The organism is Polaribacter sp. SA4-10 (genome assembly GCF_002163835.1).
Lineage (GTDB): Bacteria > Bacteroidota > Bacteroidia > Flavobacteriales > Flavobacteriaceae > Polaribacter.
Genome location: NZ_CP019331.1, coordinates 826,789 through 840,001, shown reverse-complemented (window position 1 = coordinate 840,001; position 13,213 = coordinate 826,789). Strand labels below are relative to the sequence as shown.

9 protein-coding genes are annotated in these 13,213 nt (G+C 29.7%); 6 read left to right on the top strand and 3 right to left on the bottom strand.

Translation table 11 applies throughout. The annotated features are described in order from the left end of the window. The gene (locus BTO04_RS03830; protein WP_198342105.1) at positions 1-2,955 is read right to left on the bottom strand and encodes an amidohydrolase family protein; all 2,955 of its coding nucleotides are present in this window, start codon (positions 2,953-2,955) and stop codon (positions 1-3) included. 97 nt (positions 2,956-3,052) lie between these two features. Further along, entirely contained in the window at positions 3,053-4,129 is a 1,077-nt protein-coding gene (locus BTO04_RS03825; RefSeq protein ID WP_087563238.1) for a DUF3810 domain-containing protein, read from the bottom strand. Positions 4,130-4,267: 138 nt separating this feature from the next. Between BTO04_RS03825 and dnaB the strand changes: the two genes are divergently transcribed. Together dnaB and BTO04_RS03815 are read left to right on the top strand one after the other, a co-directional pair. Further along, positions 4,268-5,782 (top strand): replicative DNA helicase, encoded by a 1,515-nt coding sequence (gene dnaB / locus BTO04_RS03820; RefSeq protein WP_087563237.1) that lies wholly within the window; start codon positions 4,268-4,270, stop codon positions 5,780-5,782. 17 nt (positions 5,783-5,799) lie between these two features. Beyond that, positions 5,800-6,603, top strand: coding sequence for a hypothetical protein (locus BTO04_RS03815; RefSeq protein ID WP_087563236.1), 804 nt, complete (start codon positions 5,800-5,802; stop codon positions 6,601-6,603). Positions 6,604-6,765: 162 nt separating this feature from the next. Here the strand turns inward: BTO04_RS03815 and BTO04_RS03810 are convergent, their stop codons facing one another. Next, a complete protein-coding gene (locus tag BTO04_RS03810) occupies positions 6,766-7,731 on the bottom strand; it encodes a Gfo/Idh/MocA family protein (RefSeq protein ID WP_087563235.1) in 966 nt (321 codons plus the stop codon). Between the two features lie 199 nt (positions 7,732-7,930). Between BTO04_RS03810 and BTO04_RS03805 the strand changes: the two genes are divergently transcribed. The 4 genes from BTO04_RS03805 to BTO04_RS03790 all read left to right on the top strand — a co-directional run bounded on the left by BTO04_RS03805 (position 7,931) and on the right by BTO04_RS03790 (position 13,201). Then, entirely contained in the window at positions 7,931-9,115 is a 1,185-nt protein-coding gene (locus tag BTO04_RS03805; protein ID WP_087563234.1) for an asparagine synthetase B, read from the top strand. Between the two features lie 96 nt (positions 9,116-9,211). Further along, the gene (locus tag BTO04_RS03800; protein WP_087563233.1) at positions 9,212-10,057 is read left to right on the top strand and encodes a transketolase; all 846 of its coding nucleotides are present in this window, start codon (positions 9,212-9,214) and stop codon (positions 10,055-10,057) included. Positions 10,058-10,208: 151 nt separating this feature from the next. Then, entirely contained in the window at positions 10,209-11,345 is a 1,137-nt protein-coding gene (gene bshA / locus BTO04_RS03795; protein ID WP_087563232.1) for an N-acetyl-alpha-D-glucosaminyl L-malate synthase BshA, read from the top strand. A 530-nt stretch (positions 11,346-11,875) separates the two neighbouring features. Beyond that, positions 11,876-13,201 (top strand): dicarboxylate/amino acid:cation symporter, encoded by a 1,326-nt coding sequence (locus BTO04_RS03790; RefSeq protein ID WP_087563231.1) that lies wholly within the window; start codon positions 11,876-11,878, stop codon positions 13,199-13,201. Positions 13,202-13,213: the final 12 nt, after the last annotated feature.

Below are 13,213 nucleotides of genomic sequence, written 5' to 3'. Positions count from 1 at the left end.
TTATATTTCTTCAGTATCACAGTGAAAATCTCTGTCTTTTCTTTTCATAGGAACTTGTGTTTTACCACCGCTCATTTTTTCTTTTAACATCATGTTAATTAGCTTACTTTTTTCTGATTTCATTGCTGAACGTTTTTCTAAATCTTTAGCCAAATCAAAATAAACTTTTCCTTCGATAATTGTTTTTTCTACTTTTGCATAAATTGATAAAGGATGTGCATTCCAAAGAACAACATCTGCATCTTTACCAACTTTAATACTACCAACTTTATCATCTAAATGTAATAATTTAGCAGGATTAATAGTAATCATTTTCCAAGCTTCAAGCTCAGTCATTCCACCATATTTAATGGTTTTAGCAGCTTCTTGATTTAATCTTCTAGACATTTCTCTGTCATCAGAATTAATTGCAACTGTAATTCCTAAGTTTGCCATAATTGCAGCATTATAAGGAATCGCGTCATTTACTTCGTACTTATAAGCCCACCAATCTGAAAAAGTTGAAGCGCCAACGCCATGTTCTTTCATTTTATCAGCAACTTTATACCCTTCTAAAATATGCGTAAAAGTGTTGATTGTAAAGTTAAATTGATCTGCAACCTTCATTAACATATTAATTTCTGATTGTACATAAGAGTGACAAGAAATAAAACGTTCTTTATTTAAAATTTCGGCCAAAGTTTCTAATTCTAAATCTTTTCTATACGGGTTTCCGCTTTTCTTTAAAGCATCATATTCTTTAGCTCTTTGAAAATAATCTACATACACCTGTTCAACTCCCATTCTTGTTTGAGGAAATCTAAAACTGCTGTTTGAACGAGATTGTTTTACATTTTCACCTAAAGCAAATTTTATAAATTTAGGGGTGTTTTTGTAAATCATTTCATTGGCATTTTCTCCCCATTTTAGCTTTATAATTGCAGAACGACCTCCAATTGGATTTGCAGAACCGTGTAAAATTTGTACAGAAGTTACTCCTCCAGAAAGATTTCTGTATATATTAATATCTGTTGGGTCTACAACATCTTCAATAGTTACTTCTGCGGTAGAATTATGACCTCCTTCATTAATTGCAGAAGCTGCAATGTGTGAATGTTCATCTACAATTCCTGCTGTTAAATGTTTACCAGTTCCATCAATAATAGTTGCTCTTCTTGCTTTTAAGTTTTTACCTATTTCAGCAATTTTACCATCCTTTATTAAAACGTCTGTGTTTTCAAGTATTCCCTCATTTTCACTAGTCCAAACAGTCGTATTTTTCACTAAAATAGTTTCTTGTTTTGGTTGTGTAAAGTTTCCAAATCCTGAATTAGGATAACTAACAGTTTGTAAAACGATAGCATCGTCTTTAGCTTTTTTATCCTCTTTTTTCTTAGTTTCTTTTTTAACAATTTTTGCTGCTGACCAATTGGTTTCATTTCCTGCACTGTCAAAAGCAGTTCCTTGCATTACATTAAAATCGTTAACTGTTTGACCAAGCATTCTTGTAAATTCGTTTTCTTCATTTAAAGTGATAGAAATCCAATCCTCTTTATAAGAGAATTTCGATGTTACTTTTTTATCACCCATTTTTATAGCCCCCTTTTGTTTAGCTCCTTTTCCTGTGATAGATAAATCGTAGTTTTTGTTATTTACAGATAATTTATAATCACCAGAAATGTCTTTAATATCCATGGAGTTGATTACGTTTTTATCACCTTGAACCCAATTTTCATGAATTGTTGTCTTCGTGTCAAAAATAGCACCAGAAGTAATAATAAAATTCGCGTAACTTCCTATATTTAAGTTTCCAATTTTATCGTTTCCAATAATTTTAGCAGGTGTAGAAGTTAATGCTTCTAAAGCTTTCTCTTTGTCAAAACCATATTTTATTGCTTTTTGCAAGTTTTTATGAAAATCCTCTAACTTTTTTAACTTGTGAGTTGTTAAAGCAAATGTTACTCCGTTTTTAGAAAGTAAACTTAAGTTTGATGGCTCTTGGTTCCATCTACGCATATCACCTAAATCTACATTTTGTGCCAATAAAGGATTCGAAACATCATACGCAGCTCTATAATTAATAGGAATTATAAAGTTTGCGTTTGTTGCTTTAATATCGTTAATTCTTTCAAATTCATCACCAGAACCAACAATTGTATATTGAATACCAAATTCATCTCCAACTTTATCTGCTCTTAAGGCATCTAAATGACTTCCAGTTTCAAAAATTTGCAAAGCATTTTTATTACTATTTAAAGCTTCTAAAGACAAATCTTTATTTTTCATGTTTCCGGTAGCATACCAATCTGCATCTAAATAAGTTTGGCGTAATAAAGCCATTGCACCCATTCTAGATGTTGGATAACCTTGACGAGATAATGCACTTTTACTAAAAGATAAATATTGAGCAGATTTGCTGTCTAAAATCCTGTAAGCATCTGTAGAATTAGGGTTTAAAGCAACTAACATTCCACTTCCTCTCATAATTCCGTCTTGTAAATGAGTATTTACAACACCAAAACCAGCTTTTAAATAATCATTTGCTGTTTTGTTTTCAAATTTAAAAGAATTTGTAGCTTCAGTTTCCGGTCTAATATGATCGTTCCAATAATACCCTTTTCTCTCAGCATCATATTGAGGTTTACTACTTCTATTGGATCTAGTTCTTTTTGGTTTTGTAATTCCGAAGTTTGAATAGAGGTCAATAAAAGAAGGATACATTGTTTTTCCTTTTAAATCAATTGTTTTTGTTCCTGCAGGAATAGAAACAGATTTACCAACATTAAGAATTTTACCATCTTTAATAAGTAAAGTTCCTTTTTTTATGACTTTTTGAGGAGTTACATAAATAGTAGCATTGGTAAATGCAACTGTGGTGTTTTTGGATGTTTTTACGCCAGTATTTATTGGAAAATAATCTTGCGCTTGCAAAGAAATTGCCAATAAAAACGAGAATAATAAGAGTAGTTTTCTCATATAAGTTTGAATTAATTATTTGGATTAATTTCTAAATTTAATTAGAAGGAATTTGTAATATGTTAAAGTAATTTACTTTAACATAATTTTAAGAAGTCTAAATGTCTTTTTTAGACTCAAAATAAGAGATTAATAAATCCACAACATAATTGTAAGACTGCACACCTTTATCTTGGTTATTGGCTTTTAAATATGCATTATACCCTTTTTTAACAAGCGGTTCAAACGGATTTTTATAGTGTTGCCAAAACAAATAACTGGCATTAAAATCTTTAGCAATTCCTTTGTTTACTGTTTTCCAAAGTTCTTTTGATAAATTTTTGTCACGTTTTCTAATTTCTGAAATACAATACCCAAAAGCCATTCTATAACTTGCATATTTAAAAAACACATCATCATTATAATTAGCCGCTAAAAAACCAACAAAATTTGCTTCATTTTCTGCAGCAAACCCAATTTGATGCGCCATTTCATGACACGTTGTGGTTGGGTAACTTGTTTTGGGCATTTTATCATTTACTTGTGCTTCTCCTGTGAGCGGATTTAAATAACCAGAAGTCCCATTATAGGTTTGTAATAAACTCATTAAAGAGCTTTTTACCGATTTGTGTTTATATTTTAATTGCGGAAAATCATTTGATAAATGATCATAACCATAAACTGCCATTTCATACATTTCCTTTTCAGAATAGGGGTTTTCTACTTTTAAAGAAGCCTCTTTTGCAATTTCTAATTGATAATAATTTAGCTTTTCAATAATGTGTTCAGTAACTTTTTTTAATTGTTCAGTTGTATATTTAGTTTGCTCATAGCCTAAGTTTTTAGCCAAAGGTTCTCTGTAGTAATTTAATCCCCAAAAAAGATAAAAACAGCAATAAATAATTGATAAGATTGCTGTAAAATGAATAAACTTGTGAATCCCATTTTTAAAACGACTTTTAATCAATCTATATATAAAGCGAATAAAAATATATAGGAGGAATGCTAATAACAGATCTCCAACTGAAAAAGGTATCCAACCTAAAAGGATTCTAAAAAACGATGAAATGTAAGGGTAGATTCCGTTGGAATAATAACGTTCAATAAATTCAGGATTTCTTGCCACAACTTGCATTAAAAGCATTTGTATTGGCAGAAATAGTGTTAAAATTAGATGTTTTTTATTCCATTTCATTAGGGTAAAAATAGTGAATCAATTTAGAAGTTGACTGGTTATTAACAAGATAATAACATTTTTGTTTACAATAATTGTGCACAAATAAAAGTTAGAATTTAGAAAGAGCATCCAACCTAAAAAATTATATTTGTGTCCATGGAAAAAACGAATGCACTCGAAGGGAAAAAAATAGATAAATCAAGAATTATTAGTCTTGAGAAAGGTAAAATTCCACCACAAGCAGTAGAATTAGAAGAAGCTGTGTTGGGTGCAATGATGATTGATAAGAAAGGAATTGATGATGTTATTGATGTCTTAAGTGCAGATGCTTTTTATGATCAAAAACACCATGAAGTTTATGCAGCAATTTATGAATTGTTTCAAAATTCTGAACCAATTGACCTACTAACGGTTTCGAATCTATTAAAGAAGAACGGAAAGTTAGAGTTTGTTGGTGGTGATTTCTTTTTAATTCGTTTAACTCAAAAAGTAGCCTCTTCTGCCCACATTGAGTTCCATGCTAGAATCATTTTACAAAAATATATTCAACGTAAATTAATCTCAATTTCATCAGAAATTATAGAAAATGCGTATGATGAAAGTACAGATGTTTTCGAATTATTAGATGATGCTGAAGCAAAACTTTTTGAAGTTACCCAAGGGAATTTAAAGAAGAGTTCAGAAGCGGCAGGTTCACTTGTAAAACAAGCTTTAAAAAAGATTCAAGAAATTGGTAATTCGGAAGGAATGTCTGGTTTAGAGACCGGTTTTACCAAATTAGATGCATTAACTTCTGGTTGGCAACCATCAGATTTAGTAATTATAGCCGCACGTCCTGGTATGGGAAAAACGGCATTTGTAATTTCGATGGCAAAAAATATGGCAATCGACTTTAATCATGGTGTTGCAGTATTTTCATTAGAGATGTCTTCTGTACAGTTAATTACTCGTATGATTTCTTCGGAAACGGGTTTAACATCAGAAAAACTAAGAAAAGGAAATTTAGAACCACATGAATGGGAGCAATTAAACGTAAAAGTTAAGAAATTATCTGATGCGCCTATTTTTATTGATGATACACCCTCTCTTTCTGTTTTCGATTTACGTGCAAAAGCACGAAGGTTAGTATCACAACATGGTGTTAAAATTATTGTAATTGATTATTTACAATTAATGACAGCAGGTGGAAAAGCAGGTGGAAATCGTGAACAAGAAATCTCTATGATTTCGAGAAACTTAAAGGCTTTAGCAAAAGAATTAGAAGTTCCTGTAATTGCATTATCACAATTATCACGTGCTGTAGAAACACGTGGAGGATCTAAAAGACCTTTACTTTCAGATTTACGTGAATCTGGTGCAATTGAGCAAGATGCAGATATTGTATCGTTCATTTTTAGACCAGAATATTATGGAATGACAGAATGGGATGATGATGAACATACGCCATGTGAAGGACAAGGAGAATTTATTGTTGCAAAACACAGAAATGGTGGTTTGGATAATATTCGTTTGAAATTTACAGGACATTTAGCAAAATTCTCTGATTTAGAAGAAGGCTTTAGTTCAGAATTTCAATCTTCTATGAATGCAGATTTTCCAGATGATGTTTTTCCGGATCAAAGAATAGAAGCAAAAGATGCTTTTGGTGATGAAGATGAAATGCCGTTTTAATTTCATATTTTTATGAAATGAATGAAAAAAAAGGAAGTTTAAAAAAATGGATTTTAAGAAATGGTTATCCATTTGAAATGAAAGTTGCTAATTTATTTCAAAAGAAGGACTTTAAAATTACACAATCAATTCTCTATAAAGATATTGATACCAATAAATATAGGGAATTAGATATCATAGCATATTATGGTAAAATTGTAAATGGTGTTTCTTTTAATTTTTCCTTTGTTATAGAATGTAAAAAGTCAACTGATAAACCTTGGTTAGTTTTTAAGAATGATAAGTTAATAAATTCTAAGTTAGACCGTTTTAAGCCTTTTGCTACTAGAAATGCAGAAATTCTTTTTAATAATTCAAAAGTCAATGAAAACCAACAGTTAAACAATATATTTCCAGATATAAATAGTGCTGGTTATAATGTTGTTATTGCATATAGAGATAACAAAGATATAGCCTATAACTCTTCATTAAGCCTATTAAAAGCTTGTAGTTATATAAAGGATAAATTTAATGGTTCAGTTCTAAAACAGTGTAACTTTTATATTCCTTTAATCGTTATTGAAGGAGAATTATATGATGCAAGACTTAATGTTGAAGAAGAAATTGATTTTGAATTAGTTAATTTTTCAACGTTTATGAATACTAAAATTTTTAATGAAGAAGATTCTACAACTATTACAATTGCTTCATCAAAAAATCTTAATTATTTTATTGATGATTTAAAGCATAGTGTTGATTTGTTTTTTGAAAAATATAAAAATGAAATTGAGGAAGTTTCAAAATCTAATCCAACAAATGAAAAAACACCCTTTTTTGGGTGATTTATGAAAAAAAACCTAACAATACTTATATTTTTCTTAGTCTAAAACTAAATTTAGGCGTCTTTTTATATTTGTATCTATGAGTCATGGTCATCAGAAAAGCCATTTAAAAGCATGTAGAATTGTTTACTTTTATGGTTTATAGTATAACTGTTTAATCTTTTATTTAGTAAAAAGCTCCATTATTTTAATTACAGTTAAACCTTCTTTTATAGAGCAAGGGTTTTTATCTGTACCTAAAAAGTAGTTTACAGTTTGTGCAATCATTGGTTGTTGAATGTGTTTTGGATTTGTAAAATTAAATACTTCTTCATGTTCATCTGTTGATAAAAATACTTTTTCATTATAAAAAGAAAAAGTAATTGTTCCTTTTTCGCCATAAACTTTGCACTCATCTTTAATGTCTTTTTCAGCAGCATTAAAGTTCCAAATTCCTCTAAATTGAATTCCGTTTTTAAATTCGATAATTCCGTTTACAATATCATCAACATTGGTATTAGTTAATGAAGTAGCATAGCCTTTAGCGCTTTTAATTTCTCCAAAATAATGATACATTAAATCTATTTGATGTGGAGCAATATCATGAAAATAACCACCACCAGATATTTCTGGTTTTAATCTCCAATTTGTTTCTGTTTTAGCAATTATGTTGTTATTTTTAGATTGAAGAATTTGTATATCAGCAAACACTATTTTACCAATACTATTTGAATCTAGTAACTCTTTTACTTTTTCAAAAGCAGGCAATCTTCTCCTATAATGAGCAATTACTACTTTATCATTTTTAGTAACAATTTCATCCAATTCTTCTGCTTCAGAAAAATTTAATGTCATCGGTTTTTCTAAATACACAAATTTTTTAACAAGCAAACATTTTTTAACCATCTCTAAATGAGTTGATGGAGGTGTAGCAATGTAAACAGCATTTATTGTTGGATTATTTAATAATTCATCTACAGAATTATACCAAAAAGGAACCTGATGTCTTTTTGCAAAATCTTTTGCTTTTTCAGCATTTCTTCTCATCACTGCAATTAGTTTTGAGTTTTTTACTTTCTGAAATGCGGGTCCGCTTTTTATTTCGGCAACATCACCACAACCAATAATTCCCCAATTAACTGTATTCATTTTTTTATATAGATATTAAACTAGTAATTATTAAAATCAAAGATATAAACTTCATTTCTTTATAACATATAAAAAAAAATGTTAAAGAAATTATTGATGACAAGCTTTTTATTACATTTGAGAAATGAAAAATTTTCTATTAACTTTATTACTAATATTTTTATCAAACTCAATCTGGGCATCTTTTATATATGTACCTATGAGTCATGATAATCAGAAAAACCATTTAAAAGCATATGGAATTGTTTACTTTTCTTTAGAAGCAGGTTTAAAATCAAAATGGTTATTAAATTATGATGGAGGCGCATTTTTAATAGAAAATAATAAATTGGTAGAAAACGAATGTAAAATTCGGGGTGTTTCTTATCAAGTTATTTCTGATGCAAAGGCACAAATTATATTACAAGAAATTGCTGCTCCTTCTGCAAATCAAGATGCTGTAACCTTAGAAAAAGCACCTAAAATTGCGGTGTATTCTCCAAAAGATAAAATGCCTTGGGATGATGCTGTAACCATGGTTTTAACTTATGCAGAAATTCCTTTTGATGTAATTTATGATAAAGAAGTTTTGGAAGATAAGTTACTTTTATATGAATGGTTGCATTTGCATCATGAAGATTTTACAGGACAATATGGACGATTTTATGGTGCATTTAGAACTGCTCCTTGGTATATTGAAGGAAAACAACGTTCAGAAAAATTAGCAAAGGAATTAGGTTATGATAAAGTTTCTGAAGAAAAATTAGCAGTTGCAAAAAAGATAAGAGATTATGTTGTTGGTGGCGGATTTATGTTTGCCATGTGTTCTGCTACAGATAGTTTTGATATTGCACTTTCTACTGAAGGAGTTGATATTGCAGAAGCAATGTTTGATGGAGATGCCTCAGATTTTAATTATCAATCTAAAATTAATTATAATAAAACATTAGCCTTTAAAGATTTTCAGTTAATTAAAAACCCAACAACGTATGAGTTTTCTACGATAGATATGACTCGTAAACGTAAAATTCCAAAAACATCAGATTACTTTTCTTTAGGAGAGTTTTCTGCAAAATGGGATCCTGTTCCAACAATGTTAACGCAAAATCATACCGTTTTAGTAAAAGGTTTTATGGGACAAACTACTTCTTTTGATAGAAATATGGTAAAATCCAATGTGTTAGTTTTAGGTGAAAACAAAGTAAATAGAGAAGCACGCTATATTCATGGTACAAAAGGAAAAGGAATGTTTACATTTTATGGAGGTCATGATCCTGAAGATTACACACACAGAATAGGAGATCCAAAAACGGAGTTAGATTTACATCCAACTTCACCAGGATATCGATTAATTTTGAACAATGTCTTATTTCCAGCGGCTAAAAAGAAGAAACAAAAAACCTAGATTTTTTTACTGTTAATAATTTTTTAATAAAACTAACATAAAGCGAATACAAATCCAATCACTTTTGTATTTTTGCGAGCGTTAAAACAACAACAAATGCCAGCAACACAACAATTACAAGATTTTACACAACAAGTTAGAAGAGATATTTTAAGAATGGTACATGCCGTGAATTCTGGACATCCAGGAGGTTCTTTAGGCTGTGCAGAATTTATTACTTGTTTATATCAAGAAGTAATGGAATATTCTACAGACTTTACTATGGATGGTAATAATGAAGATTTATTCTTTTTATCAAACGGGCACATTTCTCCAGTTTTTTATAGTGTTTTGGCACATAGTGGATTTTTCCCTGTAGAAGAATTAGCAACATTTAGATTGTTAAACTCTCGTTTACAAGGCCATCCAACAACACACGAAGGTTTACCAGGAATTAGAATTGCTTCTGGTTCTTTAGGTCAAGGATTGTCTGTTGGTATTGGTGCTGCACAAGCTAAAAAGTTAAATGGCGATGATAAAATTATTTATACTTTACATGGTGATGGTGAATTGCAAGAAGGTCAAAACTGGGAAGCAATTATGTATGCATCAGCAAAAAAAGTTGATAATTTAATTGCTACTGTAGATTTAAACGGAAAACAAATTGATGGTGCTACTGACGATGTTTTACCAATGGGAAGCATCAGAGCAAAATTTGAAGCTTTTGGTTGGGATGTTTTAGATGTTGAAAAAGGAAATAATATAGATGCTATTTTAGCAGGTTTAGCAGCAGCTAAATCATTAACAGGAAAAGGAAAGCCAGTTTGTATTTTATTACACACAGAAATGGGTAATGGAGTAGATTTTATGATGCATACGCATGCTTGGCATGGTAAAGCACCAAGTGATGACCAATTAGAAAATGCTTTAGCTCAAAACCCTGCAACTTTAGGAGATTATTAATACTGAACGTGTTTCAGTATCTTTTCATATAAACCTACAATTTAATTTGTAGGTTTTTTTTATGCTTTTATTTAGATTTAAAATGTAAGATTACCTTTATCTTTACAACTAACAAATTAGAATTTAAATCATTTAATCTTTTCAATAATTTATGAAAATAGGAATTGTTTGTTATCCAACATTTGGAGGTAGTGGAGTAGTTGCAACTGAATTAGGAATGGCTTTGGCAGATAAAGGTCATGAAGTTCATTTTATTACTTATAATCAACCTGTTAGGTTAGATTTTATTTCACATCATTTACATTTTCATCAAGTAATTTTGGAAGAATACCCGTTGTTTCAGTATCAACCTTATGAATTAGCATTGTCTAGTAAAATGGTAGAAATTGTAGAAAAACACCAACTTGAAGTTTTACATGTTCATTATGCAATTCCTCATGCATATGCTGCTTACATGGCAAAACAAATGTTGAAAGAAAAAGGAATAGAGATTAAAGTAGTTACAACATTACATGGTACAGATATTACTCTTGTAGGAAGTCATCCAACCTATAAAACAGCTGTAGAATTTAGTATTAATAATTCAGATGTTGTTACCGCAGTTTCTAATAATTTAAAAGAGACTACAAACAGACTTTTTAATATTAAAAATGACATTAAAGTTATTTATAATTTTATTGATATAGAAAAGTATGATAAAGCGCAACATCAAGAATGTAAACGTTTAGCTTTAGCAAAACCAGAAGAACGTATTTTAACACATGTTAGTAATTTTAGGCCTGTAAAAAGAGTAGAAGATGTTATTAAAATATTTTATGAAATAAACAAAGAAATCCCTTCTAAACTTTTATTAATTGGAGACGGACCAGACAGGTTAAAAGCCGAAAATTTAGCAAATAAATTAAAAATTTCTGATGCTGTTTTGTTTTTAGGAAATAGTACAGAAGTTGCTAAAATTTTATGTTATTCTGATGTGTTTTTATTACCCTCTCAAACAGAGAGTTTTGGTTTAGCGGCATTGGAAGCAATGGCTGCTGAAACTGCTGTTATATCTACAAATACAGGTGGTTTGCCAGAGGTAAATATACATGGACAAACTGGATTTTTAAGCAATTTAGGTGATGTTAATGATATGGCTAAAAATGCAATTTCTATTTTAAAGGATGATGTAATTTTAGCGCGTTTTAAGAGTAATGCTAAAAAACACGCTAAAAAGTTTTCTATAGATAATATTTTACCCGTTTATGAAGAAATTTATACCTCTTGTTATAAAACGATTGCTAAATAAAAGAAAGCTCAAACTTAATGTTTGAGCTTTCTTTTATAATATAAGTAAGTAATTTATTTTCAAAAAAACTACTTCATATACTATTAAATCGGTTTTTTTTCTTAGTTCCTTCTAAAACCATACCAGCAACATTATCAATACTACTTCCATTTAGATCTTCATCTAATATTTTTTCTTAAAAGTGCTGTTTGTTTTTAGTTTTATTTCCACCTAATAAAACTACTAACCCAGAAGAATCAGTAACTTTATTTTTACGAGATTATTTTCCTAAAACTCCCATTAAAATTGAAGCTGCTATTTTAGTATGTTAGCAACATAATTCGCATTGAAACCTCATTTTTGCCCAATAACTTGTTAAACTCCTTGTTGCTTATTTCCTGAAATAGGAGCAATAATTCCCGACATTTTAATTTTTTTATAGTTAATAATTATAGTTAACTTAAAAATTAGACACAATATACAAATAAAGTCACTCAGAGTTTTAAATATTTTTTTACCTTTCAAGTTCTTAAATAATTTTAAACTACTGAATGAAAAAACTAGCATTACACTGGAAAATTTTAATAGGAATGGTATTGGGTATCATTTTTGGTTTTATAATGAATTCTGTTGATGGAGGAAAAGGCTTCGTAACAGATTGGATAAAACCTTTTGGAACAATTTTCATCAACTTATTAAAATTAATTGCAGTACCATTAATATTAGCTTCTTTAATTAAAGGAATATCAGATTTAAAAGATATTTCTAAGATTAAAAAAATGGGTTTAAGGACGATGGTGATTTATATGATGACTACTTTAGTAGCAATTGTTATTGGCCTTGGAATTGTAAATATTGTGAAACCAGGAGCTGGTATGTCTGCTGAAACAATAGAGAAAATTAAAGTTAAATATGAATCTTCTAATGAAGTTGTAGATAAGCTGGCAAAAGCATCTGCACAAAATGATGCAGGCCCGTTACAAGCACTAATTGATATCTTTCCAAGCAATATTTTTCAGTCATTGGGTAATGCAAGTATGCTTCAAATTATCTTTTTTGCTTTGTTTGTAGGAATTTCATTATTATTAATTCCAGAAAAAAAGGCAAAACCATTAATGGATTTTTTCGATTCATTAAATGAAGTAGTAATGAAAATGGTAGATTTAATTATGCTTTTTGCTCCTTATGCCGTTTTTGCACTATTAGCAAATGTTATAATTGCCTTTGATGATACAGAAATACTCTTAAAACTATTAGTTTATGCATTATGTGTAGTGGGTGGATTATTATTAATGATTGGTTTTTATTTAATATTAGTAAGTGTTTATACAAAAAAATCGCCTTTATGGTTTTTAAAACAAATAAGTCCTGCACAATTATTAGCATTTTCTACAAGTTCTAGTGCCGCTACCTTGCCAGTTACAATGGAAAGAGTAGAAGAGCATTTGGGAGTAGATAAAGAGGTTTCTGGTTTTGTTTTACCCGTTGGAGCAACTATAAATATGGATGGTACAAGCTTATACCAAGCAATTGCAGCAGTATTTATTATGCAAGTTATTTGGCCAGAGGGATTAACTTTTTCTAATCAATTAGTAATTGTTGCAACCGCATTATTAGCCTCTATTGGTTCTGCAGCAGTGCCAAGTGCAGGTATGGTTATGTTAGTTATTGTTTTAGAATCTATTGGTTTTCCAGAAGAATTATTACCAATTGGTTTGGCATTAATATTTGCTGTAGACAGACCTTTAGATATGTGTAGAACTACTGTAAATGTTACTGGTGATGCTACTGTTTCTATGATTATTGCAAAATCTTTAGGAAAATTACACGATCCAAAACCTAAAGAATGGGACGATAATTATGATAAAGTAAAATAATAGAACTTTAAA

Excerpts from the sequence above, each read along its gene's own strand:
- BTO04_RS03800 (WP_087563233.1), top strand. The coding sequence starts at position 9,212 with ATGCCAGCAACACAACAATTACAAGATTTTACACAACAAGTTAGAAGA.
- BTO04_RS03815 (WP_087563236.1), top strand. The coding sequence starts at position 5,800 with ATGAATGAAAAAAAAGGAAGTTTAAAAAAATGGATTTTAAGAAATGGT.
- dnaB (WP_087563237.1), top strand. The coding sequence starts at position 4,268 with ATGGAAAAAACGAATGCACTCGAAGGGAAAAAAATAGATAAATCAAGA.
- BTO04_RS03830 (WP_198342105.1), bottom strand. The coding sequence starts at position 2,955 with ATGAGAAAACTACTCTTATTATTCTCGTTTTTATTGGCAATTTCTTTG.
- BTO04_RS03790 (WP_087563231.1), top strand. The coding sequence starts at position 11,876 with ATGAAAAAACTAGCATTACACTGGAAAATTTTAATAGGAATGGTATTG.
- BTO04_RS03805 (WP_087563234.1), top strand. The coding sequence starts at position 7,931 with ATGAGTCATGATAATCAGAAAAACCATTTAAAAGCATATGGAATTGTT.
- bshA (WP_087563232.1), top strand. The coding sequence starts at position 10,209 with ATGAAAATAGGAATTGTTTGTTATCCAACATTTGGAGGTAGTGGAGTA.
- BTO04_RS03810 (WP_087563235.1), bottom strand. The coding sequence starts at position 7,731 with ATGAATACAGTTAATTGGGGAATTATTGGTTGTGGTGATGTTGCCGAA.
- BTO04_RS03825 (WP_087563238.1), bottom strand. The coding sequence starts at position 4,129 with ATGAAATGGAATAAAAAACATCTAATTTTAACACTATTTCTGCCAATA.